Origin of the sequence: Bradyrhizobium altum, assembly GCF_020889705.1 — a bacterium.
Classification (GTDB): domain Bacteria; phylum Pseudomonadota; class Alphaproteobacteria; order Rhizobiales; family Xanthobacteraceae; genus Bradyrhizobium; species Bradyrhizobium altum.
This window is the reverse complement of sequence record NZ_JACMYP010000072.1, coordinates 1-25,997: the sequence shown is the minus strand read 5'-3', so window position 1 is coordinate 25,997 and position 25,997 is coordinate 1. Positions and strand designations below refer to the sequence as shown.

Genomic DNA, 25,997 nt, shown 5'->3' with positions numbered 1-25,997 from the left:
CGCATGTCTCTGTGGAACCGACACAAGATATTTGAGAAGAACTCGATTATCCTGATCGCAGGCATCCTTGCCGTGATAGCGGTCGGGGGGGTGGTCGAGATCACGCCGCTGTTCTACCTCAAGAGTACGATCGAGGCGGTAGACGGCGTGCGCCCGTACACCCCGCTCGAGCTTGCGGGCCGCAACATCTACGTACGCGAAGGGTGCTATCTGTGTCACTCGCAGATGATCCGGCCCTTGCGTGACGAGGTCGAGCGCTACGGACATTACTCGCTGGCTGCCGAGAGCATGTATGATCACCCGTTTCAATGGGGGTCGAAGCGTACCGGCCCGGACCTTGCACGCGTCGGCGCGAAATATTCCGATGAATGGCACGTCACGCATTTGATCAATCCGCGCGCCATCGTGCCGCAGTCGGTGATGCCCGGATATCCGACGCTGGCGAACACCGAGCTCGACCTCACCGATACGGCCGCACATTTGCGCACCAACCGGGCGGTCGGTGTCCCCTATACCGAAGATCAGATCAAAAACGCCGTCACTGACTTGAAGACCCAGCTCGATCCTGACAGCGCGGACCTCGCCTCGTTCCAGAAACGCTATCCGAAGGCAGCTGCGCGCAATTTCGACGGGATGGTTGGCAATCCGACCGAACTCGATGCGCTCATCGCCTACCTGCAGATGCTCGGTACGCTGATCGATTTCAAGCTCTACGACGAAAAAGCCAATCTGCGCTGAAGGATCCTGTGATGAAAGCCGTCATTTCCATCGAGAACCTGGCGTCAAGCTTCGTCGTGACCATCTGGACGCCGTTGTTCGTCGGCATCTTCATGGCCATCGTCGTTTATGCGCTGTGGCCTCGCAACAAGCGGCGTTTTGACTCTGCGGCGCGCATGCCGCTGCGCCGGGATTGACCAGACCATGACCGACCACAACGACTTCGATCGCATCTCCGGCCGCTCCACGACGGGACACGAATGGGACGGCATAAAGGAGCTCAACACGCCGCTGCCGCGTTGGTGGATCTCGACCTTCTACGCCACGATCCTTTGGGCCATCGGCTATTGGGTCGTTTATCCGGCCTGGCCGCTTCTCTCTAGCTTCACGACCGGCGTATTTCATTATTCGTCCCGCGCCAGCGTCGTCAACGACCTTGCCGACCTCGAGAAGCTGCGGGGCGAGAAGATGGCGGTTCTCGGCACATCCTCTCTGACAGAGATCGAGACGGATCCGGCCCTGCTGGCACTGGCCCGTGCGCGGGGCAAGACGGTGTTCGCGGACAATTGCGCGCCATGTCATGGGAGCGGCGGCGCAGGTGCCAAGGGCTATCCCAATCTCAACGACGATGACTGGTTGTGGGGCGGATCGCTCGATCAGATCCAGCAGACCATCCGGTTCGGCGCACGTTCCGGGCATGCTCAGGCGCATGAGGGGCAAATGCTGGCCTTCGGCCGCGACGGCATCCTCAAGAAAGATGAGATCGCCACGGTAGCGAATTACGTGCGATCGCTGTCAGCCCTGTCGACAGAGGCCAATTTCGATGCTGCCGCCGGCACGAGGATCTTTGCCGACAATTGCGCGGTCTGCCATGGGGAGAACGCCAAAGGCAATCAGGAACTCGCGCGCCGAATCTGACGGACCACATTTGGTTGTACGGCTCGGATGAGGAGACGCTGATCGAGACTATCAGCTATGGCCGCGCGGGCATCATGCCGGCCTGGAGCGGGCGGCTCGATCCCATCACAATCAAGACACTTGCGGTCTATGTGCATTCGCTCGGTGGCGGACAATAGGCAAGAGCCAACCGGCTCATTGACGAGGCTCTGATGTAAGGTCGGCCATGAAGCTCGCCGTCAACGAGACAGTTTCGCGCGATGACCTGCCGATCGGCGAGGATGGGCCTCTCTATACAGCTCATAAGAAGGTCCATCCGCAGAGCGTCTGCGGCACTTTCCGCACGATCAAATGGCGGCTGATGGTGGTGTGTCTCGGCATCTACTATCTGCTGCCGTTCGTGCGTTGGCGGCGTGGCTTAGGCGCTCCCGACCAGGCGGTGTTGCTCGATTTCCCGAACCGGCGGTTCTACTTCTTCTTTATCGAGCTGTGGCCGCAGGAGCTTTATTACTTCACCGGGCTGCTCGTGCTTGCCGCCCTCGCACTGTTCTTGATGAACGCGCTGGGCGGACGGATTTGGTGCGGCTATCTTTGTCCGCAAACGGCATGGACCGATCTGTTCTATGCGGTAGAACGTTGGGTCGAGGGCGACCGTCGCGACCGGCTGAGGGCCGCCGCACGCCCGATGACAGTGGAGCGGGCGGCAAAGCGTGTCCTAAAGCACGCAATCTGGCTGATGATCGCTTGGTGGACCGGTGGCGCCTGGGTGCTCTACTTCGCCGACGCGCATACATTGGTGCGCGATCTGGCGACATTCCAGGCGCCTGCGATCGCCTATATCTGGATCGGGATACTGACCGCTACGACGTACCTGTTGGCCGGCTACATGCGCGAGCAGGTTTGCGTATATATGTGCCCATGGCCGCGCATCCAGGCCGCGCTTACCGACGAGTGGGCGCTCAATGTCACCTACAAATGCGATCGCGGCGAGCAGCGCTGCTCATTGAAGAAGTCATTCGATCTGCGTGCGCGCGGCGAAAAGATCGGAGACTGCATCGATTGCAATCAATGCGCGGCGGTCTGCCCGACCGGGATCGATATTCGCAACGGTGCCCAGCTGGGCTGCATCCAGTGCGGGCTGTGCATCGACGCCTGCGATGTCGTCATGAAGAAGATCGGGCGCAAAACTCGTCTGATCGGTTACGACAACGACGTCAATATCCGGCGCCGCATGGAAGGCAAGTCGGAGGTCTTCAAGCCGGTGCGTCCGCGCACGATCGTATATGCGTCTTTGATCTCGGCCGTCTGCGCGATGATGCTCTATGGGTTGTTGTCAAGAACGCTGCTCGATGTCAGCGTGCTGCACGATCGCAACCCCGTGGCGGTCAGGCTCAGCGATGGTTCGATTCGCAACGGCTACACGGTGCGTTTGCTTAACCAGCGCACCTTCGACCGCGTCATCGCGATCGACATCGATGGGCCGCCCCAAACGTCCGTCCACGTCGTCGGCGTAGATTCGGTGACCGTGGAACGACCGATGATTGTCTTGGCTCGAGATACCACGACAGAACTACGCTTATTGGTGACTGCGCCGGCCGACGACAAATCGGAACGGTCGATGCCGCTGAGAGTTCGGGTCACCGACATTGGCCTCGGCGAGGTCGCCTCCGCAACGGATCACTTCATCTTCCCCTAGGAAATCACTGACGGGATCTTCCCATGACCGCATCAATTCCAGTCGCGCGGCCAATCACCGGACGCTTTGTCGTGATCGCTATTGTCGCCTTTTTTTCGGTCGTGATCGGCGCCAATCTGGTCATGATGCGCTTTGCCATCACGACGCTGCCGGGAACGGAGGTTGACAGCGCCTACAGCGCGAGCCTCGCGTATCAGCGTGAGATCCTGGCTGCACGGCAGCAGAACGAGCGAAACTGGCAGGTGCAGGTACATGTCCAACGGCAGTCCGATGGTCGGGCCGTGCTTGCGATCGAGGCACGCGACCGCGCAGGCGCGCCTCTGGCGGGAATGAATTTCGTGGCCCGGCTCGAGCGACCGGTCGACCGCCGGGCCGATCGCGCGATCAATGTGGCGGAGGGAAATGCTGGAACCTACTACGGGAGCGCGGAGGGGATCGCTGTCGGGCAGTGGGATCTCTTGATCGACGGCAGGGCTGACGGCCGCCGCATGTTTCTGTCGAAAAACCGCATCGTCCTGGACTGAGAACACATGGGCATGCAGCCGGACATCGACTTTTCGCACTATTTGAAGAGGACAGGCACGGGCCTCGTCCAACTCGACCTCGCGGTGGAGGGGATCAATTGCGCGGGATGCATGGGCAAGATCGAGCGCAATCTGTCGAGCATTCCGGACGTGACCTCGGCACGCGTCAATCTCACCGATAACCGGTTGGCGCTGGAATGGAAAGCAGGCGCGCTCGATCCGGCGCTATTCATCAAGCGGCTCGCCGAACTAGGCTATCGGGCATATCCCTTTCAGCGGGACAATGCGGAGACACTGGAATCGGAGCGGGCGCGAGACTTGCTGCGGCGACTGGGCGTCGCTGCCTTTGCCGCGATGAACGTTATGATGCTCTCGATCCCGGTATGGTCTGGCAATGTCTCGGACATGCTGCCGGAGCAGCGCGACTTCTTTCACTGGCTCTCCGCGCTGATCGTGCTGCCCGCCGCGGCTTATTCGGCGCAACCGTTCCTCTCTTCCGCTTTTACCGCGCTACGGGCGCGAGGGGCCAATATGGACGTGCCGATCAGCATCGGCATCTTGCTCGCGTTGGCGACTTCGCTGATCGAGACCATCGCTCATGCCGAGCATGCATATTTTGATGCGGCGATCATGTTGATCGCCTTCCTACTCGCAGGCCGCTATCTCGACCAGAACATGAGGCGGCGCACCCGCGCCTTCGCCGGCAATCTTGCCGCACTCAAGGCGGACACCGCCGCGAAGTTCATAAGCCCGACGGAGATCAGAACCGTTCCGGCGTCAGCGATCAAACCGGGGGACGTCGTGCTGGTGCGACCCGGCGAATGCTGTAGCGTCGATGGCAACGTGATCGAGGGGTGCTCCGAGGTTGATCAAAGCCTCATTACCGGCGAGACCTTGCCGGCGCTCGTGGCGCCTGGCAGCGCAGTGTTCGCCGGTACATTGGTGCGATCCGGTAGCTTGCGCGTCCGCGCGGTAGCGGCCTCGGACGACACGCTGCTCGCCGAGATTTCCCGCCTGCTTGATCATGCCCTGCAGGCGCGCTCGCGCTATCTGCGCCTAGCCGAGCGCGCCTCGCGGCTCTATGCACCGATCGTTCACGCAACGGCCTTCCTGACGATGCTGGGCTGGCTTGCCTCTGGCGCGACCTTGCATGACGCGATCGTCACCGCGATCGCGGTCTTGATCATCACCTGCCCTTGCGCGCTGGGTCTGGCTATACCCGCGGTACAGACGGTGACCTCCGGCGCCCTGTTCCAGTCCGGCGTGCTGCTCAACGCCGGGGATGCGATCGAGCGTATCGCCGAGGTGAACCGGGTGATCTTCGACAAGACCGGAACGCTGACGTTGCCGGAGCTCGATGTCACCAATCTCGCCAGCATTCCCGACGACGTCGTCAGATTGGCGGGCCGGCTTGCGTTATCGAGCCGCCACCCGGTCGCCGTCGCCGTGGCGCGAGCTGCCGGCGCAAGCGAGCCGCTGGCCGATATCGAAGAGGAGCCGGGGCGGGGCGTCAGGGGTTACTATCATGGGTCGGAGATCCGGCTCGGCCGCCCCTCCTTCTGCGGCGCTGACAGCCTCGCTGACGAAACCCTTTGCCGCGAACCCGAGGCTTCTGTCGTCGTCTTTAGCCACGGCGACAGCAAACACGTCTTCGCCGTCCGCCAACGCATGCGGCCAGACGCGGCCGAGGTCGTCGCGGGCCTCGCGAGCCTTGGCGTCACGGTAGAGATCGTGTCGGGGGATCGCGAGCCAGCAGTTCGGCGCACGGCGGCGATGCTCGGCATTCAAAACTGGCGCTCCAACGTCTCGCCGACGGATAAGGTCGCCCGAGTCGAAAGCCTGACGAGCGAGGGGTACAAGGTGCTGATGGTCGGCGATGGCTTGAACGACGCGCCCGCGCTCGCAACTGCTCATGCCTCGATGTCGCCCGTCACGGCCACTCATCTGAGCCAGGCGGTCGCTGATGCGGTCTTTCTCGGTGAGCATCTTCGGCCTGTGATGACGGCGGTCATGGACTCGCGCAAGGCGCTCCGGCTGATGCGGCAGAATCTGTGGCTCGCGGGCGTCTACAACGTCCTGGCGGTGCCGGTAGCGATCGCCGGCCTGGTGACGCCGCTGATTGCCGCCGCGGCGATGTCAGGTTCGTCCGTGCTGGTCATGCTCAATGCGCTGCGGGCGCGAAGGAGCGAGGCAGTCTGATGGAGGTCTTGGTCTATCTGGTTCCACTCGCTCTTGCACTCGGCTTCGTCGGCCTGCTCGGCTTTCTGTGGTCGCTGAACAGTGGCCAGTATGACGATCTCGATGGCGCGGCCTGGCGCGCCGTCGCCGATGACGAGCCCAACGAGCCTTCGGCGCCGGTCCAAATGGTGCAAATGGACCAGCGCGATTGCGGAAGTGCTGGTCAGCGCTGTGCAGGTGAGTGCTAGCTCGGCCGTTCCAGTGGTCCACAGCGCTGCGAGACACGCGGTCGCAAGGCCAGGCAGCGATAGCTTGTTGATCAAGGCAATGCGCCATGATCAGCAACAGATGCTCGGTAGCACGTCGGGCTACCGAGACACCGCGATAGCTGCAAGTCGCGCCTCGAGAATCCGTCGCCTTCGCGAACGCAACGAAAGCCCGGCAGCTGCAGCCTCATCGGTCATCGCAATTTTGACCGCCAATCAATCGAGTGACGATATCGCATTATCCGGCAAGCTTGAGCCCGGCCTCGCGGTGAGGACAATGCTCGATGGATACGGCCGGTCCGCTTTGGATCGGTGAGGCTGAGCATCTTATCACGAGATTGACGTGGCCCAATAGGGCGAACGCATTTTTCGCTGCGCAACAACTTCGGTCGCGGACGATCAAGCGTCGGCTTCGTCTCTCTCGCCAATATGCATACATCACAAAAGCAAATTGGAAGAAGATCGTGCCATCAAGGCTGAAGCGCGGCCGCTCATCTTCACGACAGCCGAAGCCTCTCTATGAGAGATCATCGCGGGCGCTGAAATCACAGCGTTCTCGGTCCTGCGTCAAACGAAGTGAAAGCTGTCTGTTCATACGAACAGACTTGTCCCTCCGATACCTTGAGCCGAGACCGGACGACGGGTAAAGAGAAGATTCGATCTGGTGTTCTCGCCAGCCCAAGGGAGGCTCTGGCAGTCTAGATGGCGCCGCGCGCCAAGCGTGGTAAGGGCGACCGTTGGTGGAGACCGCTACGATGTCTCATAGGGCCTCGATCATTGATCTCTCCACGCTTAACACAAATCACGAACCTGCCCGATTTGGAGTTATTCAGGCTTACCGCAGCCTGGTCGCTCATTTCTTTCCAGAAACATGTTAGTCCGCGTGCTTAGCTTCGAATAACAGGTGTCGATCGAGAGGCTGCGTTCAATTATAACGAAGCCTCTCAAGACGGCATCTGTACCAAGTTTACAATTCCACAGCCGCAACTAGTCCACACGCCTTGTCTTCTGAACGAATGATGGAGCTTATACGCTGGCGCGAGTTCCTATGATTGTCTCTTTTTTACGGTGTCGCTCTGAAAAAACTGTGTTACAAGCCGCTCCTCTCAAAAGGAGCATTCATTGTGAAAAAAGCAACCAAGAAACGCGTTAAGCGGCGCGAGTGGACCAAGGCAGACATCAAAGAGCTCAAAGTCCATTCGAAGGCTCGGACCCCGGTCATAAAAATAGCAAAAATGACCAAACGCAGCGTCGGTGCGCTGCGCCAGAAGGCCTTAAATCTCGGAATCGGACTCGGACATCAGCGGTAGCTTACTGAGCAGCGCTGGTAGCCGGCATAGTAGGGCGGCTCGCGGGCCGCCCTTTATGGCCATTGAAATTGTTTTGCACATTGGCCTGCCTATTGCTGTGGAAAGAGCTTTTCACGTACTTGGCTGTCATTGTCGCGGAACGGGCAGCAGCACTTCGTCATCCTTTGAGGTTTCTTGAAAGGATGTACAACCGCGAAGGCCGCTTTGCCCGGTATGATCGAGAGTCACGACACAATCTTACGACCGGCCATACCTGTTTCGAAGGTTTCCCGCCTGGAAATTGTCTCGACGCTCGCTCGTTGCCGTTAACGTTCGAAGAATGCGGCGGATCGCTGTCGAGGGCCATGATTGTCCACGGTAACGGCGAGACGCGGCTGTGCCGATCGTGTCAATCGGAGCGGGATCCAGCCTAAGTCGATTGCATGGCTGGCGATGAGGACCTTCGGCTCATGCCGAACGGACAAGCGGATCACTTGCTGCAAGTGTCGCCCAGCGCAGCACAATGGTCTGGCGCCGGCGGCGGCGAGAGCCGCTCTACTCCCATCGGCACGAGCCGAGACCTCAGCTCCTTAGCCGGTCTTTCAGTGCGAGCCGGCTGATGCTGAGCTTGTTAAGGTTCAGCAGGCCTGGCTGACCAATTGCCAATCCCCTGACCAACGCGCGCGTGCCGTCCACGACAAAGACGCCGCAATCATAGCCGTTCTGCTGCCGGGCCATATCGGCCAGCCTCAGGCTGAGGCCCAGCCGGTCTGCGAGCCTTGCTGCACGAGCGTCATTGTATCCGCGGATGGAGTCGTAGTGATAGGCGACCGGCCGTTGCCGGGCCCTGCGATCAACGAATAGCAGCGACCAATGGCTGCCGTGTTGGCTAGGACGATCGGCATCGTTCATGGGCAGGAACAGGAAGTCGGCTGTATCGTTGCCATTCCGATCGATGAGGCGCTGGAATCTACCTCGCGCGTCGCCATCGACCGCCGCCAGGCGCACCTGATAATGGCTATAAGAGGATCGACGAGCTGCGTGCGGGCGGCGAGATCCGGATGGTTCTCCTGCAGCCACTGCTCGAGTGGCTCGTAATCCCTCTGGATGTGCTCGTCGCCGAGCCATCGATACCGCGCGCTGATACGATTGATGCGCCCCCGACGATAGGGTCAGTCGCCGAGCTGTCCGCTCTTTTGCCGAGCTTCATGGGGTATGCCGAGCATCAGCGAGGTGCATGTCGCATTTACGTTTTTAATGGCCCGGCAAACAACATCGTGTCGACTATATGTAATAACGTGCCATGTGCCGCGGGTGGCTGTTCGGTAAACGTCCGTATAGTTCCCTCCAACCTTCCCATATCCCGAGCCAATCTTCGTGCAATTGAGCTGGCACTTGACTTCGTTTCAACTGTCGAGCAATCGGGTGGACGATTGCAGGTGTCAAATGCTTCGGTGATCCCGCCCAATCGATCGAATTGAACGGCTCTCTAATCATGAGTGGCAGGCGAAATTCTTGTCGTATTGATGCTTGGAACGCAGGCGGTCGCCCTCGAGTGATCCCGCGGCTGGCTTTATTTCGATCAATTGAACGAGCGGCGATGGGGTTCGCTTTTCAAGCACGAGGGTCTGAATGATGAGCGGTGGTTTTGGCCGTTCGCCTGCGGTCTGCTTTCTCTTCGGACGTCCACGATCCGGGACGACGCTCCTGGCGCACCTGCTCCAGCAATGCGGCTATCGTGATCTTGCGAGGTGAGGTCACGCGGCTTGAGCAGCTCCTCAATATCCCCTAGGGTGATCTGGGTGCTTGCGATCAAAACATGCTGGCTGATTTCGCCAGGATCCTTAGCCCTCAACGAGCTGATCTGCGCGATAACGTGTGACGCAGGCGCCAGCGGTACCACGGCGGAATGCGACAGCCCCCCGGGTGTGTCAGTCTGCTGCCCAACGCGCACTTCAACTTTTGGATAGCCACGTACACCGGTGAGCCGTTCCGCAGCCGATATTCCTGCTCTGGGCGGCCGCCGTAGAACGGCGAAGAACAAAGATCCTGCATCGAAAAGAACATATATGCTGCCGAAACATCTGCGTCGTCTCGAAGCTGAATCGATCGAAATCATGCGTGAGGTGGTCGCCGAGTTCAAAAGGCCGGTCATGCTTTACTCGATCGGAAAAGACTCGAGCGTGCTGCTGCACATTGCGATGAAGGCGTTCTATCCGGCCAAATTGCCTTTCCCCCTGCTTCACGTCGATACGACCTGGAAGTTCCGCGAGATGATCAGATTCCGGGACGCGACAGCCAAGCGGCTCGGCCTCGACCTGATCGTCCATGTCAACAAGGAGGGCATCGCGCGCGGGATCAATCCGATCGACTCCGGCTCCGAGCTTCATACCCAGGTGATGAAGACCGACGCTCTGAAGCAGGCGCTCGACCTCCACGGATTTGATGCCGCCTTTGGCGGAGCCCGGCGCGACGAGGAAAAGAGCCGTGCAAAAGAACGGATCCTCTCCTTCCGTGCGGCCGGACACGTATGGGATCCCCGTAACCAGCGGCCTGAGCTCTGGAACCTGTTCAACACACGGATCCGCCCGGGCGAAACCATGCGCGTGTTTGCGATGTCAAACTGGACCGAGCTCGACGTGTGGGAATACATCATGCTCAAGAAGATCCCGGTCGTCCCGCTCTACTTCGCAAAGCAAAGACCGATAGTGCGTCGAAATGGCGCGACGATCATGATCGACGACAAACGATTGCCGCTCAACCGCGACGAGAGGCCGGAAATGCGCATGATCCGCTTTCGCACGCTCGGATGTTATCCTTTGAGCGGGGCTATTGAATCCGACGCGACGACGATCGAAGACGTCATCACAGAAATGAAGACTGCAACGGTGTCGGAGCGTCAGGGACGCCTGATTGATACCGATGAAGCCGCTTCGATGGAGAAGAAGAAGCGGGAAGGCTACTTTTGATGACTTCCAAAGCGACATCCGGACCTCTCGGGACTGGGACCAAAGACCAGCTGCGATTCATAACATGCGGCTCGGTGGACGACGGAAAATCGACGCTGATCGGTCGGTTGCTGCATGACAGCAAGATGGTCTACCAAGATCAGCTCACGGCGGTGAAGCGCGACAGCGTCAGGCACGGCTGCGCCGGGAGTGATATCGACTTCGCGCTGCTTGTGGACGGGCTCGAGGCTGAACGGGAGCAGGGCATCACGATCGACGTCGCCTACCGCTTCTTCACGACGCCGCGGCGCTCCCTCATGGTGGCCGATACTCCCGGTCACGAGCAGTACACCCGCAACATGGCAACCGGCGCCTCGAATGCCCAGCTCGCCATCATCCTGATTGATGCTCGCAAAGGCGTGTTGGTTCAGACCCGCCGCCACTCCTTCATCTGTTCGCTGCTCGGTATTCGTCATGTCGTGCTGGCAGTGAACAAGATTGACCTTGTCGCATACGACAAGGTGCGTTTCGATCGGATCGTCGCCAGCTATCTGGCCTTTGCCGCCGGCCTTGGCTTTACCTCGATCGTTCCGATCCCGATCTCGGCCCGCTACGGCGACAACGTCGTCGACCGCTCCGCTCATACCAAGTGGTATCATGGTCCATCTCTGATGGAGCATTTGGAGAGCATCGATATCCAGTCCGACACCGTAAACCAGGCTTTCCGCTTTCCGGTCCAATGGGTGAACCGGCCCAACCCGGATTTTCGCGGCTATGCCGGGTCGGTGGCTTCCGGGAGGATCTCGGCAGGAGACGAGATCGTCGTCGCCGCGTCCGGACGGACCACGCGGATCAAGCAGATCGTGACGCAGGATGGCGACCTTGTCGGCGCCGAGGCCGGTGATGCCGTCACCATTACACTGGAAGACGAGATCGATATCGGCCGTGGCGACCTTCTGTCGCTGCCAACCGAACGACCCAATATCGCCGACCAGTTCGCCGCTCATCTGATCTGGATGGACAACGAGCCGCTCGCTCCTGGACGAAATTACATCCTGCGGATTGGCTCGCAGACGGTCGCCGGCAGCATTACCGCAATCAGGCATCGGATCGATGTCAACACATGTGAGCAGCTGGCGGCCAGGACGCTTTCTCTCAACGAGATCGCGTTTTGCAATGTTGCGACCGCATTGCCCGTCGTATTCGATGCTTACGACGTCAATCGGAAGACCGGATCATTTATCGTCATCGATCGTTACACCAATCGTACGGTCGGCGCCGGCATGATTGCGTTTCCGCTGCGGCGGGCGGCCAATGTTACCTGGCAGGCGTTTTCAGTGGGCAGGAGTGAGCGCGCCGCGCTCAAGAATCAGAAGCCTTGCGTCGTCTGGTTCACCGGCCTATCTGGCGCAGGAAAGTCGACCATTGCCAACATCGTCGATCAAAAGCTATTTGCAATGTCGCGGCATGCGATGCTGCTGGATGGCGACAACCTCCGGAACGGATTGAACGCGGACCTCGGCTTCTCGGAGGCCGAGCGCGCGGAAAACATTCGGCGTGTCGGGCATGTTGCCAAGTTGATGGCGGATAGCGGCTTGATCGTGATCTGCTCGTTCATCTCCCCCTACAGGTCAGAACGAGACATGGTCCGCAGCCTGATTGGCAACGAGGAGTTCATCGAAGTCTTTGTCGATACGCCGATCGAAGAATGCGCCCGGCGCGATCCAAAAGGCCTCTACTCAAAGGTGAAATCCGGTCAGATCAAGAACTTCACCGGCATCGATACGTCCTACGAAGCACCGATAAGACCGGAAATTCATCTCAGGACCATGGAGCAGGCGCCTGAGCAAGCAGCGGAAGCCGTGGTCGATGTCTTGGTGGCGCGGGCACTCCTTGGACGTTAGTAAGATACAAGCTGTCAGTTCGCCTTGCAGGTGCCGCTCACCAGCGTACTGGCGCGGCGAAGGCGACTCGGGATAAACAGGGCCATCGATCGGACTCGTCGCTCTAAAGGAAAAAGATGGTTGCATCCACTCGTCGATTGCCCGCTTCTGGTTATGTGCTCGAAATCGACGGTCAATTAAAAACTGAATTCGCGACAAGAGACGGCGCCTGGGCAGGAGCGCAAGAGCTCAAGAAGCGCCGCCCCATGCTCCAGGTCAGGGTCTATGACGTCATGACGAAGGACAGAGAGGAAGTCAGGCTTCCAGTCGCCTGAGTGTTTCAACTGGCCTTTTCCTGCGTGTGCGGCTAGCGCCCCGCCGAGCTCTCGACAGCAGAGCCGCGGTGTCTTGACGCCTCGATCTCGTCCGCAATCCGAGATTGAGCGTGAAGCTACCCCGTTTTCCTAAGCCACAGTGTCTGATGATGTTCGCCGACGAGTACTTGACACGCCCTCTGAAGCCATTTCACTTCGTCGTCGGTAGTGCCCGAAAGGCGATTCAAGGGCGCTCGGTGCGTCCTCTCTTGAGACAATGCCGGAGCTACCCCCGCAACTGTAGGCGGCGAGTCGATAACCATTTCATGGCACTGGGATTCGCGATCCTGGGAAGGTGGTCAAGAGCCGCGACCCGCGAGCCAGGAAAACTGCTGCCAGCTTGTCATGCACGAATGCGTCGGACAGGGTGCTCCGAGGCATTGGTTAGCCCGTTTGGGATACGCCAGGCTCGCGGCGAAAGGCAGATCATGGTGGGAAAGAGGCGTGACGGTCAAATTGTTCGCCGTCGAGCACGTGTTCAACTTCCAATCAGGTTTTACCCAGCCATTCGGTGGCTGCACCTCAACAGATCTCATCCGCGCAGAGTTGGCACACGACAGCGGCGCTGCCGCTCGGCATCTTTCTAGCACTGGCTGCTGAGCCGCACCGGTGATTTCGGAAACTTGACTACGGCTCAGATCGAGGTAGAAGGGCCAACGCGGCGCAAGCGCGGGACGCGGGCTGACAACGGAATAGAAGCCGCAGCGAAGCGGTCCAGCGCGCAGCGCGGCAGAGCGGGCACGCAACCTGCACCGCGCGAGGTCCCCGCCCTGAGAAGTAGGAAATGCCACTCAACTCCAATGCCGTGCGACCAGCGCAATTGTCCATCTAGTGCTGCGCATGGTTATGATCATCGGACCCTGCCTCTTTCAGGAGTTCCGGGCGGTTGGCAGCATCATCGGCACCGGTGCGTCGGCCTTCTTCTTGCTGACGATTGCCGCCATCAACGTCCTGATCCTACGGGATGTCTGGCGGAGCTTTCAGCGTGCGCGGCGGGGCGAACACGTCGAAGAGCATGAGTTCGATCTGGTGCTGTCCGGTCGTGGCTTGCTGTCCCGGCTCTTGCGTCGGCTGTTTCGCATGGTAACAGCGAGCTGGCTGATGTTCGCGATCGGTCTGCTGTTCGGCCTCGGGTTCGATACGGCGACGGAAATCAGCCTTTTCACAGTCGCAGCCGGGCAAGCCTCGGGAGGGCTGGACTTCAGTACGGTGATGATACTTCCGGCTCTCTTCACTGCCGGCATGACGCTCGTCGATACGACCGACAGCGTCTTGATGGTCGGCGCGCATGGCTGGGCTTTCCTCAATCCGATCCGCAAGATCTGGTACAATCTGACCATTACGGCCATCTCAGTCGTCGTGGCGTTGCTGATCGGCGGCATCGAGGCACTCGGCCCGCTCGCCAACAAATTGGCGCCTGAAGGCACCTTCTGGAGCGCGGTGGGCGATCTCAACGAGAGCTTGGCCAGTTTCGGCTAACTCGTGGTTGGCATCTTCCTGGTCAGTTGGGCGAGGTCATTTGCGATATCGCTGGCAAGGACTCGAAAAGCCACTCAAGCCGGGGTGAGCTCACACAACCAGATGAGCTTCGCACGCGGAAGCTTGCAAGCTTATGCGCGACCCGATGCGCAAAAGCACCTCCGTCGACGAGTTCCCGCGCGTTGTGATACATCATGGAGAGCTTCTGCATGATTCACCCCTTCGATCACCGGGCGATGTGCCGGACTTGACCAGATTTGTGGAATAGGATTGTCGCCACGAGCGGGGCCAAACTGCGCCGCACCAGGTCTGCCGGAGGCCATTTGGCTTAACGCATGCCATAGCTGTTCCGCATGGTTGATAACAGACGTTGATAACAGACATTGTGTGTCTAGTGGCTCCGGAACCGCAGGGGCGCCGGTACAATTTGACATCAGACGGATGGGCCTTCCGAAGCACAGCAAGGTGGACGGTTGGATCGTGACGGTCGTCATCAAGGAGAATGGCTACGACAAACGGCTTCAACACAAGCTAGGTAACTACTGTCGCTGGCGCGACCGAAGCCGTGAGGCTGACCAAGACAGCGGGCATGCTAAGGTCGCAACGCTCAACTGTCCGATGCAAAGGAGCAACGGCGACGGGTCCGTGTTCGGCCGGGCGGCACTGTCATTGTACATGATGACAAGATCGATCCAATTATCGCACGTCTTCGGCGTCACTAGGGCCGTGCGTCTGACATCGAACAATGTCAGGTTCATTATCATCGGCACAAACGCGACACGAAATAGCCGGTCGTAAGCGTTCAAAAGCGCGAACGGTTTGCACTCTATGGCCAAGCGCGGTTAGTCCCGGCGCTCCGCTGGTTCGCTGCGTCCGTAATAGCCGGCGAAGCGGCTTGGCTGTGCGACTACAACCAGAAACCCTACTGCTGCGGTTCTCGGGCAGTTCATATGTCGGGCTGCCGATATTCGCCGAATGGATGGGCGGCAACACCATATTAGGGCATCAGTCATCGTCTGGTCTACCGCACATCTGCGGCAGACCATGGTCGAAGACGTAGGCTATTCGTTCCACGAGGCGCTTGCGGGCCATGCAGAACCGCTTAAGAAGTCGCTCATGGGGCTCGTGTCGCTGATAAACCACTTCGTTTGCCGCCGAACGTCTCACGGTCCCATGAAGTCGATCGCGTTGCATCCGTCGACGACGACGATGCCGACCCGAAGAGTACGCTCAATGTCTCCATTATCTTCGCGAGGCGAGTACGAAGCTGATGCGTCGGTATCGGCCCGATTAGGTCCTCGATGTTCGCCGATCTCCGACTGTCCGCGGCCATAGGGCGGGCTATATGCTGCGTACCGCTGTGTCGGGGGAGCAGCGATCGGGCGAGAAGTGGGCGAACTCATGAAGGACGACCGGCTCGTGCCAGATGGTTTGGTGGTCAGGCTGATTAGCGATCGAATTGGGCAGCCGGATGCAGCGCGAGGAGCCATCCTCGACGGTTTTCCGCGCACGGTGGCCCAGCCGGAAGGCCTCATGGTGCGCTCGGCGGGCACAAGTTGAACTATGTGATCGAGCTCAAGGTCAACGAGCTCGAGAACCGGACGCCGGTAATCTAACCGATGTAGGACGGATAAACTCGGTGTATCCGTTTGCCGATGTGGCAAAGCGCCGCGCGCGGCACGCGGGAGGAGCAGGCAGCAGCTGACTTGCCCGTGGCATCGAGCTCAGGTGAATTCCGACAGCCAGTCGTCGAACTCCAGGCGACTACGTAGCTCGTCTGTGAATCTCCGCACGCATCGTCTTGTCCCCGGAAGGTGGAGGCGCACGTCAGGAAAAATTCACACGAGAAAAATCCGGAGAGGGTTGAAGCGCACGTAACGTCAAGTTGTACGATCTCGAAATAGGCGGCGACGGTCGTCACGTACCAACACCTCCAATGAACGACAGTGCGCGAATGTCTCAAGTCTCAGGTTCACGCAGGAAGCGTACCGTCGCCAGCGACAATCGTCTGGCGCGCCATGCCCGGATCTGGAGCCGGGCGCGATGGTCCGACGTGCACCGCTAACCTGACTTCAATATTGCCTGAGTGGCACAGCTCGCACGTAAGCCGATCGGTCGACCGGCCGGGTTTGCGACGACAAGCCGACGCTCGCGCTCAAATCTGCGGATGCGTATGGCTGGATCAGAGTGAGCGTCGCGCCAAATGGGGTTCGAGGACCGGGTCACAAAGCCAATTCTTGGGAGATCTGAATGACATCGCTGAAGAGCCTTGCGAGACATCACTTCGCACCTGGATGTGGAGGTTGTCTCTGGGCAGTTTCTTCGGGTGCCGACCCGAGGTGCGCCCAGCCTCTATGGCGCGGGGCTCAAAGCGGTTGAGCGGCGCTCGCGGTCTCTTGCTGGGGCTGGTGTGCTCCAGATGCATTGACGAATACAACTGAGGGGGAATGGTGTGACAACACAGCGCTCTTTGCTGACGCCTGGTCCATTGTCGTTGTCGCTGGCGGTCAGGCGCCAGATGCAGCTTGATCTTGCATCGCGCGATTGCGAGTTCAAGGAAGTGACCGCCCGCATGAGGCGGCTGATGCTCAATTTGCTGGCAAATGCCGAGGACTATTCGGTGGTCCCAATTCAGGGAGGCGGCTCTTTTGCGATGGAAGCCGCTTTGTCTACATTCGTGTCTGGAGCCCACAAGCCGCTTGTTTGCATAAACGGCATCTATGGCGAGCGCATCTTCAAAATTCTGCGACTGTGGGGCGTCGAAGCGCTGACGCTTGCCAAGCGAGCGACCGACCCTTTGGATCCTCAGGAAATCGGCGAGCATCTGAACCGAAATCCGAGCGTTACGCACCTGTGTTTCGTGCATTGCGAAACAACGACGGGAATCGTCAATCCGCTGGATGCGATCGTGGAGGAGGCGAGGCGACGTGGTGTAAAGACGATCGTCGACGCGATGAGCTCTTTTGGCGGCATTGATATTGATCTGAGCAGGCCTGGCCCTGACGTCCTGGTCACCTCGAGCAACAAGTGCATAGAAGGGCCTCCGGGAGTTGCGTTTGTCATCGCCTCCCGCGCGCTGTTGCAGAATGCGGTTCAAGAACCGAGGTCATTTGTGCTCGACGTCAGAGATCAATGGCTCTCGCTCGAGCGCACAGGAGAGTGGCGTTCGACCCCTCCGACCCATATCGTTCAGGCAACGACAAAGGCGCTGGAGATTCTGGACGAGGAGGGCATTCAAGCGCGGCGCCGCAGGTATGAGAAGGTCAGGGACGATCTCGTAAGAGAACTCGAAGGAGTGGTGTCTCCGCTGCTGGCCGCCGACGTGCAGTCGCCAGTCTGCGTTGCGTTCGTCGCGCCGTCAGGAATGGCGGATCAGGCAGCATTCGATGGGCTGTATCGCCACCTGGCAGCTCACAACCTTTACATCTACTCCAAGCTGCATCTTGCGACGCGGAGTTTTCGGGTCGGTTGCATCGGGGAAATCCAATCCGCTTGGATCCAGCAGTTGGGGTGCGCTTTCCGGACCTACTTCCGGTCTGGCCAGGGTGCGGCAGCGCGACCGATATCGGCCCAGCAGACATGCGAGGCTCGCGTAAAGGTGCCGCCTCGCGTGCCAGGGGGGGCGCAGCTCCCATTTTCCCCCGAGACTGCCGTTCTGCACGCGGGTTACCGACGCGACCCGGTGACAAAAGCCGTGGCCGTGCCGATCTATCAGAACACGGCTTATGAACTCGATGGCGATCTGAACCACATCGCAGATGTCTACAACGTAAAGGCCGATGGGTTCACCTATACCAGGATTATCAATCCGACGACCCGGGCGCTGGAAAGAAGGTACGCGGCTGTCGATACAGGAAAAGACTCGCTCGCCGTCGCATCCGGGCAAGCGGCAACGTTCCTTGCCATCGTCAACCTGGCAAGCGGGCAGGTCGGGGATAATGTCGTCGCCTCGCCCTATCTGTATGGCAATACCTGGAACCTGCTCCATAACACGCTGAAGCGTCTTGGCATCAGCGTCAGGACGGCGGATCCTCGAAGGCCCGAGACGTTCGAACATGCCATCGATGATCGCACGATATGCCTGTTCGGAGAGGTGATTTCGAATCCCTGTCTGATTCCACTTCCCGTCAAGCAACTGGCCGAGATCGGTCGAAAGTACGGCGTTCCCCTTGTAGTGGACAATACGACGACGCCGCTGGTATGCCGGCCGTCAGATCTCGGTGCCGCGATCACGACGTACTCCGCCACGAAATACATATGCGGCCATGGCACCACACTGGGCGGACTGATCGTCGACAACGGCAAGTTCAGCTACAGCGGAGCTTCGCGGTTTCCATTGTTCAACGGTCCTGACGAGGCGCATGGCGGAATCATCTGGCGCAACGCGCTGCAGGATGTCGACGATCTTGGAAAAAGCGAGTTTCTTCTGAAGGCTCGCATGACGTGGTTACGCGATACCGGCGCGGCGATCGCCCCCTTTGCGAGCTTCCAACTGATCCAGGGCCTTGAGACGCTGCCGCTTCGTATGAAGCAGCACTGCGCAAACGCCAGGATCGTGGCAGACGCTCTCAAGGAGCATCCAAAAGTGCGCCGTGTCTTCTACCCGGGGCTCTTCGAAGGAGCCGATCGCGAAACCGTCGACCAGACCCTCAACCCGGCATACGGGCACGGCGCAATGGTCATGTTCGAGGTCGAGGACGAGCTGGCCGGACGCAAGTTCATTCAGAACGTCGACCTGATGTATCACGTCTCGAATGTGGGGGATGCCCGCACACTCGTGACGCATCCTGTCTCCACGACACACACAACCGTTCCACGGGAAAAGCGCGAGGCGGCCGGCATTTTTGGCGGTTCGATCCGGCTTTGCGTCGGCATCGAGGATGTCAACGACATTGTCCGCGATCTGCACAAGGCGCTCTCCGCAATCTGACAACCTGGAAGCCGATCAGGAAGGGATTCTCATGAATCAGCCAGAAGCTTGGAAACTGAGGTCGTCACGCTATGAGGCCGTTCAGTTCAGTCGCGAGATCAATAAGCAGCTCTCCGAGCTGAGGCCCGACAACATAACGGGAGTGGCCTACATCGCCAAGGATTACGCGGTCATCGCAGCGTGCACGCTGGTGACTGTGTGGGCCTCATGGTGGTTCTACCCGCTCGCGATTCTTCTGATCGGCGCCTACCAGCGCGGATTGACCACTATCGCCCATGATGCCGCCCATCGCACGCTGGCGAAGAACACCACCTGGAACTACATCCTCGGCATTCTGTTCGCGGCCTATCCCCTGTTCCAACGCCACTGGGCCTACCGGATATCACACGTCTATTTGCACCATCCGTATCTCGGCGACCCGGACAAGGATCCCGATCTGAAGTTCTTCCTGTCCAGCGGTGTTTACGACGTGCAGCCTCCTGAGCGGTATGCGTTCAACCTGATCTGGAAGCCAATATTTGGCGGTGCGACAGCGGCGTACCTGAAATATCTCTGGACCAATCGGTTTTCGATCACGGATGCCGAGGACGAGAGCCGGTTAGGCATACTTATCGACAAGTATTGCTTCTATCTCTTTTGGATCGGCATCCTGGGCGGATCATATGCTCTTGGGCTGCTCCACATCGTGATCCTGTTCTGGATCGTGCCCTATCTCACAACGTTTCAGGTCCTCGGCTGGTTTATCGAGCTCGCCGAGCACTCACCGATGTGTGAGACGGAGACGCAGAACGTCTATCTGACCCGGAATCGGAAAGGGAATTTTCTGGAGCGGGCCATCCTTGGGCAAAATCTGGATGAATATCACCTCGAGCATCACCTCTCGCCTGGCATCCCGTTCTGGCTGTTGCACAAAGCCCAGAAGATCCGGATGCTGGATCCGAATTACGCAAAGGTTGCTGCAAGTTGGGGCGGGCTTTTCGTCAAGGGGCCGCAAGGTCAGCCAAGCGTCATAACTCAGTTGAAGGAGCGAAATCGACGCCTGTATGAGCAGTCTGTGGCCGGTGCCCAAACGGGAAGGCAACTCGCGTGACATTGCAACGGCCAGACAAGGTCCGGGCCGTGGTTGGCGTCACCTCGAACCGGCTTTTGATCGATGGTGTGCATCGCGACTGGTTGCGGCGCAAATACGTCCAGGCTCTCCTGCATCATGCGGGAGTGGCGTGCGTCATACTGCCGACGATCGACGCTGAAGATGCGGACGTTGAGGCCGCACCAGCGATGATGCGCGTGCTCGACGGGTTGGTGTTGACAGGAGATGAATCGAATGTCGATCCTGCCGTTTTGAACGCGCCTGCGTCCTGTTCAGGGGCTGATCGGCAGGACGTCGAGGGTGGAGTCCGTGACCGCCCACGGGACAGGCTATCCGCGGTGGCCATCAAGAGCGCCATTGCGCTCGGAATGCCGATCTTGGGCATCTGCCGTGGGCTGCAGGAGCTCAATGTCTATTTCGGCGGCACACTTCGCCCATCGCTTGCGGAGTGGAGCCTGGAACGTGGCCAGATGCATGCCGAGAAACCCGATCGTCCAAGAGACCGTCAGTACGACGTCGCGCACAGCGTGACGATATGTCCCGATGGCGCGCTCTTTCCGGTCGCGCGCACCGTCGAAGCGCAAGTCAATTCCCTGCACAACCAAGGCATAGAGGTGCTGGCCACTGCGCTCAGGCGGGAGGCGTGGGCGCCTGACGGCCTGGTCGAAGCGGCGTCAGTCATTGGTGCGCCGACGCTGCAAATCGGTGTGCAGTGGCATCCCGAATGGCACGTCTCAACTGATCTCCTGAGCAAGCAACTGTTCACGGCATTTGGCCAGGCGTGTGTTGCCTACGCCAATCAAAGAAGCACGAGAGGCGGCTTATGACATTTCAAACCAAACGCGGTCCGCCGAGATCGAAAGAAGAGTCAACCGGAACCGATGCACCGGCATGGTTCGGGGGGGGCGCTACGCCGCGCCAGCCTCAGGGCAAGGGAGCACGATTGACGAGCCGATTCGCTCTGGGAGTTCTCTTTGTGGCGCTTTATGTCGTTCTGAGCGCCGCAGGCGAGGTGTATGCGGCATCGTATTTTCAGCAGGCAGATGTGTTCGTCGCTCTGCTGGTGTCCTTTGCTGCGGTATGTCTGTCGTTCAATCTGCTGGCTGGTCGCGAGACAGGCAAGGCACGCGTTACGAAGTCAGCGCTCATGGCTTTTGTGTCGCTCAATTTCGTGACCGGGATCAGCTGGATCGGCCTATTTATCGGACTGAAATACGCCGAACCCGCGATCGTCGTCGCGTTCATGGTGGCGCTAGGACCCGCCGCAACCGTGTGGTTGAACGCGCTGATCAGACGGAAGGGTGTTCCTCCGGCGTCCGATATCGTCGTGAGCGTTACGATCGCGATGATCGGCGGCTACATGATCTGGATCTCGGCCAGCGGCAACGCGGGCGTGCAGTGGGGGCCTCGATCGTCTTTTGGCATCGTCCTGGCAATCGTGGCCGGCCTATCGCTGGCCCTTACGAATATACTCGTCAAGCTGCTGTTCGATGGCGGATTTTCTGGCCGACAGGTGCTGGCGCATCGGTTTTATGGAACGATTCTTTTGCTGCTGGGACTGGTCGACCATTCCTCCATCGTACTTGAGATCTCACAGCATTGGTTGGTGATCGCAGCGATCGGGCTCTCCACGATCATTATTCCTTTGCTCTTGATCCAGGAGGGCATTCGCCGCGTAGAGCCCTTCACGGTCAACATGGTGCTGTCCACCGCCCCTGTCATCACGTTCCTGTTCCAGTACTTCGATTCTCGCATCGTGCCTTCCCTGCATACGTTCGTTGGAAATGTTCTCATTACGATTGTCGCTGTCGGCAACGTCTACTCGCAGTATCGGAGGACCGCATGAACGAACGGAAATGTGTAATCGTTGACGCATATTCGACTGGCCGGTTTCTACCGGAAGAGTTCAAGTGCTATGGAATTGGAACGGTGCATGTGATGTCGGCAGCACAGATTCCGCCGATATTCGAGTCGCATTTCAATGCGGAGCTGTATGACGAAGTCATTCGCCCGCGCGAATGCATGGGGTATGACGAGATCGTTGAATTTCACCTTCAGGCTCTCCGTGGCAGGGAGCTGGAGTTTGTCATAGCGGGGTGCGAGACCGGCGTTGAGCTGGCCGATTCCCTCTCGGAGCGGCTGGGCTTGCCGTCGAATGGGACGGCCCTGTCAGCCGCCCGGCGAGACAAATCGCGCCTGTCGGAAGCGTTGGCCGCAGCGGGCGTGCGATCGATCAGGCAGGTCGTGTCCGACAATGCCGTCGAGATCGCAAGCTGGAAGCGTGAAGAGAACTTCGATGAGATCGTGATCAAGCCGCTGAACAGCACCGGCACGGAGGACGTGTTCTTTTGCTCGGCGGATGCGGATGTTCAGCGTGGCCTAGCTGCCATTGTCGGGAAGACGAACCGTGTCGGAGCCTTCAACAAACTGGCGCTTGCACAGGAGAAAATAAACGGTCAGCAGTACACCGTAAATGCTGTCTCGATCGATGGAGAAGCCTTCGTCACCGAGGCCTGGACCTATGAGACCGTTCCAGTCGAGGGCGCGTCATCGGTCTGCTCACGCGAGTGGTTGCTGGGAGCCAGGGAGCCAATCGTTTCGGAACTATCCGATTATCTTGTGCGTGCGTTGCAGGCACTTCAGATCGCCAACGGACCTGCCCATGCGGAGATCATCGTCGATGATCGGGGACCAGTTTTGGTCGACTTCGGAGCGAGGCTGCAAGGAACCATGTCGGCGAAAGCCCGGACCATGGCGTTGGGTGACAATCATATGACGCTAACCGCCTGGCGGTACGCAGATCCCAAGGGCTTTGGTGACTGTATGAGGCTGCGTGGGCCCTACAAGCGGCAGGCTCATGCACTGTGCGTCTCGCTAATTTCCGATATGAGCGGCGTCGTGGCCGGTTACTCCGGGCTCGATGCAATCCGAAAGCTCAAAAGCTTCGCGGATGCCATTGCATTCGTTCCCATAGGCCAAAACCTGGTCCCGACGATCGACCTGGCATCCACACCAGGCATCGTGTACCTCGTGAACAACGATATGATGCAGCTTGAGGATGACTATCGCCAGTTGCGTGCGATGCGGATGAATCAGGTCTTCGATCTGGTGGCGCAGGAACCCAGCGCATGACCGACACCCGTGTGGCTCGCGCGAACTCAGCTCGCGCGGCGATGATCGGCGTAAGCGACTTTGACGGCGTCCTTCGAGGCAAGCACGTCCTGGGTGAAAATCTCTCGGATGGGGATAAAGTCGTCAAGTTCTCCGAGGCGGTGCTGGCGTGGGATTGCTCAGACCGGGTCATTCCGTTGGGATTCACGCAAAAGCCCCTATCGGCGTTCGGAGACGCCGATCTGCGTGTTCTGTCAGGCACCGGCCGTTTGGTGTCTTATCTCGGCGATCAGCATCTCTACCTCGCCGAGTTCATGGACGCACATGAGGACATCTGCCCGCGAGGTATTCTGCGCAAAGTCCTGAAAAGAGCTGCTGACCACGGATACGGCTGCACGGCCGGGTTCGAGTTCGAGTTCATGTTGTTCAAAGAGAACGCCGACACAATTCAAGCCAAGCCGTTCGGCGAATGGACTCCTTTAACCCGAGGTCCGTTCGGTTACTCGATTGCGCGTTCTGTCGCGCACCAGGAGCTGTTCGGCGAGATCCTGGCGCTTTGTGAGAAGGCCAGAATACCTCTCAGCGGCCTGCACTTCGAGACCGGGCCGGGCGTGATTGAAGCGTCACTTCGTCATTGTGATGCCCTGGAAGCTGCGGATCGAGCAATCATTTTCAAGTCGATGATCAAGGCCTGGGCGCAAACGAAAGGCATGATGGCTACATTCATGGCCAAGGTTTTTGAGGATTGGCCCGGCCAGTCGGGCCATATTCACATCTCGATCTCCTCGGACGGCCACAATGCGTTTTACGAACGTAACGCGTTTCGCAACATCTCAAATGTCATGAGGCAATTTATCGGCGGACAACTGAAATACATGAGTGAGTTCAGTGTCCTCGCCGCGCCGAACTTCAATAGCTACAAGAGATTGGTGCCTGGCTACTGGGCACCGGTCTGCCCAAGCTGGGGAATTGATAACCGCTCCTGCGCGGTGCGGGCCATTGCGGGAGAGCCGGCCGCACATCGGCTCGAGTACAGGCTATCGGGCGCAGATATCAACCCATATCTCGCCCTCTCATGCGCCATCGGTTCCGGCATACTGGGCGTCGAGACGGATGCGGCTTTGCCGGCTTCGATCGTCGGCGATGCAAGCGTCGAGGTGTGTCCCAGGTCCGAAAGATTGCCTCAAAGCCTGTCAGAGGCAACATATCGGTTTGCACAGTCTGCGGCGGCCAATGATGTCTTCGGGGAAAGGTTTGTTGAAGCCTTTTCTTGCTCCCGCCGCTGGGAGTGGGAGGCGGTTCAACATCGGGTCACCGACTTTGAGCGTCGGCGGTACTTCGAGATCATCTAGTTGTTCGGGCTACTGAGCATTGCGGCCGTTGCGCCGCGCCGATCACGGTCAGCTCCTGGGCGTCCGTCGGGACAGCCACTGCAACCGCGCAAGGTTACGCTTGCTTTCCTTGCCGTCGTTGAAGGCGGCCGACCATCACAATCTAACTATCCATCTTGCGGCGTTTCGGCTGAACCTCCGGCCGCAGAGCGCGACCGGAGGTTTATCCGAACAGGGCTTCGCGTCAGTCTCGCTTGACGCCTATCGGCGTGCTGCTGGTTGCGGATTCGTCAACTGTCTCCTTGTCCGACGCGTTGCCGCCGGCTGCATTCTTCGCGCCCTTGGTCGACTTCCTGCCCGCTTTTGCGCCCGCAGTCCTGAGCCTAGGCGAGGAAGAGTCCTCATCATCGCTCACCCCGCTCTGTATGCTGGTACCTTGCACGTATTTGCGAGCCTTGGCGTCTGCGGCAAGGCTTTGCGCAATGACAGGGTACGCAAGGAAAGCCGCAACGCCGCCTGCCAATACAAAGGTCTTCACTAAATTCATTCATGTCTCCTGGATCGATTCGCTTGCGACGGAACGATGTCGGCTCAACGCCGCGCGGACCGCCTGCGCCGCTCGTATCGTGTTGAGCGTACGAACGAGCGCGGCTTCATCTAATCTCTGTTGTGTGGTCATCGTTCAGGAGATTTGAGGTAAATCCGCGAAGTTGTTGTCTTACATGTGGCGGTACAACAGCCGTATCGTCGACATTGCGGAGCCTGCTCACGACTAGACGGAGGATTTTTGTGGAGAGTCTGCGCGGCTGACGCCGCAGGAGTCTCCGTCCGGGGGACATACGCACGTGTCTTGCGGATTTGAATTTCCGACATCTGGAGCGGCCTCAAGGCGGACGCCGCTTTTGTCATCGAGGTTGTCAGCATCTTGTAAGCGAAGCTCCGCAGTCTACCGCAATCAGAAAACCGGCTGTGGCGGTTCTCAACGGGAGACCAGGTATGGATTCTATCGAGCGAGCTTTGTCTGCGCACGCTATGCCAACAATCATCAAAGAGGAAGAAATCCAGCGTCCGAGTACGGAAGCTTCTCCATCCGCTTGCGTTGCCTGACGATTCTCGCGTTGTGCGGCATGATGGCTCCCGTGAACCGACCACCCCGGTTCAGCAAGCCGCCTCGTCACTTCCCATCGAGCCTGTGCGTCATCATCAGGCCCAGGCCCAGGCCCTCGGGCGTCGAGGCGACACCTCGATGCTTTCGAGAACTTCATCGACAGTAGAGATGACACC

General features: G+C 59.1%; 22 protein-coding genes, 1 pseudogene and 1 riboswitch. Of the genes and pseudogenes, 21 read left to right on the top strand and 2 right to left on the bottom strand.

What is annotated here, in order from left to right; all coding sequences use genetic code 11:
* Positions 1-3: 3 nt before the first annotated feature.
* From ccoO to H8B02_RS19190, 9 genes and pseudogenes are all read left to right on the top strand, one after another.
* Entirely contained in the window at positions 4-738 is a 735-nt protein-coding gene (gene ccoO / locus H8B02_RS19230) for a cytochrome-c oxidase, cbb3-type subunit II (RefSeq protein ID WP_229167671.1), read from the top strand.
* An 11-nt stretch (positions 739-749) separates the two neighbouring features.
* Complete coding sequence (locus H8B02_RS19225) at positions 750-914, top strand: cbb3-type cytochrome c oxidase subunit 3 (RefSeq protein WP_229167670.1); 165 nt, start codon at positions 750-752, stop codon at positions 912-914.
* Between the two features lie 7 nt (positions 915-921).
* Positions 922-1,793 (top strand): annotated as a pseudogene (gene ccoP, locus H8B02_RS19220) (cytochrome-c oxidase, cbb3-type subunit III).
* A gap of 47 nt (positions 1,794-1,840) precedes the next feature.
* On the top strand, positions 1,841-3,310 hold the full coding sequence (gene ccoG, locus H8B02_RS19215) for a cytochrome c oxidase accessory protein CcoG (protein WP_229167669.1): 1,470 nt from the start codon (positions 1,841-1,843) through the stop codon (positions 3,308-3,310).
* 23 nt (positions 3,311-3,333) lie between these two features.
* Positions 3,334-3,834, top strand: a complete 501-nt coding sequence (locus tag H8B02_RS19210; RefSeq protein WP_229167668.1) for a FixH family protein — start codon at positions 3,334-3,336, stop codon at positions 3,832-3,834.
* A gap of 12 nt (positions 3,835-3,846) precedes the next feature.
* Positions 3,847-6,033, top strand: a complete 2,187-nt coding sequence (locus tag H8B02_RS19205; RefSeq protein WP_229167679.1) for a heavy metal translocating P-type ATPase — start codon at positions 3,847-3,849, stop codon at positions 6,031-6,033.
* Positions 6,033-6,260: a cbb3-type cytochrome oxidase assembly protein CcoS gene (gene ccoS, locus H8B02_RS19200; protein WP_229167667.1), complete on the top strand. Its 228-nt coding sequence runs from the start codon at positions 6,033-6,035 to the stop codon at positions 6,258-6,260. Before H8B02_RS19205 ends, ccoS begins: the two co-directional genes overlap by 1 nt.
* A gap of 67 nt (positions 6,261-6,327) precedes the next feature.
* On the top strand, positions 6,328-6,594 hold the full coding sequence (locus H8B02_RS19195) for a hypothetical protein (protein WP_229167666.1): 267 nt from the start codon (positions 6,328-6,330) through the stop codon (positions 6,592-6,594).
* A gap of 808 nt (positions 6,595-7,402) precedes the next feature.
* Positions 7,403-7,588 carry a hypothetical protein gene (locus tag H8B02_RS19190; RefSeq protein WP_076829490.1) on the top strand — a complete coding sequence of 62 codons (186 nt, stop codon included), beginning with the start codon at positions 7,403-7,405 and terminating at the stop codon, positions 7,586-7,588.
* Between the two features lie 561 nt (positions 7,589-8,149).
* Here the strand turns inward: H8B02_RS19190 and H8B02_RS19185 are convergent.
* On the bottom strand, positions 8,150-8,575 hold the full coding sequence (locus H8B02_RS19185; protein WP_229167665.1) for a Ulp1 family isopeptidase: 426 nt from the start codon (positions 8,573-8,575) through the stop codon (positions 8,150-8,152).
* A gap of 1,004 nt (positions 8,576-9,579) precedes the next feature.
* Between H8B02_RS19185 and cysD the strand changes: the two genes are divergently transcribed.
* The 12 genes from cysD (at position 9,580) to H8B02_RS19125 (ending at position 24,734) form a co-directional block, all read left to right on the top strand.
* Positions 9,580-10,536, top strand: coding sequence for a sulfate adenylyltransferase subunit CysD (gene cysD, locus H8B02_RS19180; protein ID WP_274617496.1), 957 nt, complete (start codon positions 9,580-9,582; stop codon positions 10,534-10,536).
* Positions 10,536-12,419 carry a sulfate adenylyltransferase subunit CysN gene (gene cysN, locus H8B02_RS19175; protein ID WP_229167664.1) on the top strand — a complete coding sequence of 628 codons (1,884 nt, stop codon included), beginning with the start codon at positions 10,536-10,538 and terminating at the stop codon, positions 12,417-12,419. The genes cysD and cysN overlap by 1 nt, the downstream gene beginning before the upstream one ends.
* Before the next feature lie 116 nt (positions 12,420-12,535).
* The gene (locus tag H8B02_RS19170; protein ID WP_229167663.1) at positions 12,536-12,733 is read left to right on the top strand and encodes a hypothetical protein; all 198 of its coding nucleotides are present in this window, start codon (positions 12,536-12,538) and stop codon (positions 12,731-12,733) included.
* 185 nt (positions 12,734-12,918) lie between these two features.
* Positions 12,919-13,123: riboswitch (cobalamin riboswitch) on the top strand.
* A gap of 93 nt (positions 13,124-13,216) precedes the next feature.
* Entirely contained in the window at positions 13,217-13,372 is a 156-nt protein-coding gene (locus H8B02_RS19165; RefSeq protein WP_229167662.1) for a hypothetical protein, read from the top strand.
* A 219-nt stretch (positions 13,373-13,591) separates the two neighbouring features.
* On the top strand, positions 13,592-14,251 hold the full coding sequence (locus tag H8B02_RS19160; protein WP_312001038.1) for a HoxN/HupN/NixA family nickel/cobalt transporter: 660 nt from the start codon (positions 13,592-13,594) through the stop codon (positions 14,249-14,251).
* A gap of 1,401 nt (positions 14,252-15,652) precedes the next feature.
* Positions 15,653-15,811, top strand: coding sequence for an adenylate kinase family protein (locus H8B02_RS19155; protein ID WP_229167660.1), 159 nt, complete (start codon positions 15,653-15,655; stop codon positions 15,809-15,811).
* Between the two features lie 958 nt (positions 15,812-16,769).
* Positions 16,770-19,181: a 2-aminoethylphosphonate--pyruvate transaminase gene (locus tag H8B02_RS19150; protein WP_229167659.1), complete on the top strand. Its 2,412-nt coding sequence runs from the start codon at positions 16,770-16,772 to the stop codon at positions 19,179-19,181.
* 31 nt (positions 19,182-19,212) lie between these two features.
* On the top strand, positions 19,213-20,271 hold the full coding sequence (gene rtxC, locus H8B02_RS19145) for a dhydrorhizobitoxine desaturase (protein WP_229167658.1): 1,059 nt from the start codon (positions 19,213-19,215) through the stop codon (positions 20,269-20,271).
* Positions 20,268-21,098, top strand: a complete 831-nt coding sequence (locus tag H8B02_RS19140; RefSeq protein ID WP_229167657.1) for a gamma-glutamyl-gamma-aminobutyrate hydrolase family protein — start codon at positions 20,268-20,270, stop codon at positions 21,096-21,098. The genes rtxC and H8B02_RS19140 overlap by 4 nt, the downstream gene beginning before the upstream one ends.
* Before the next feature lie 149 nt (positions 21,099-21,247).
* Positions 21,248-22,117, top strand: coding sequence for an EamA family transporter (locus H8B02_RS19135; protein ID WP_229167656.1), 870 nt, complete (start codon positions 21,248-21,250; stop codon positions 22,115-22,117).
* Entirely contained in the window at positions 22,114-23,403 is a 1,290-nt protein-coding gene (locus H8B02_RS19130; RefSeq protein WP_229167655.1) for an ATP-grasp domain-containing protein, read from the top strand. The genes H8B02_RS19135 and H8B02_RS19130 overlap by 4 nt, the downstream gene beginning before the upstream one ends.
* Positions 23,400-24,734 carry a glutamine synthetase family protein gene (locus tag H8B02_RS19125; RefSeq protein ID WP_229167654.1) on the top strand — a complete coding sequence of 445 codons (1,335 nt, stop codon included), beginning with the start codon at positions 23,400-23,402 and terminating at the stop codon, positions 24,732-24,734. The genes H8B02_RS19130 and H8B02_RS19125 overlap by 4 nt, the downstream gene beginning before the upstream one ends.
* Before the next feature lie 223 nt (positions 24,735-24,957).
* On the opposite strand, the gene H8B02_RS19120 is transcribed toward H8B02_RS19125, so the two are convergent.
* Positions 24,958-25,260, bottom strand: coding sequence for a hypothetical protein (locus H8B02_RS19120; protein ID WP_229167653.1), 303 nt, complete (start codon positions 25,258-25,260; stop codon positions 24,958-24,960).
* Between the last annotated feature and the right edge of the window lie 737 nt (positions 25,261-25,997).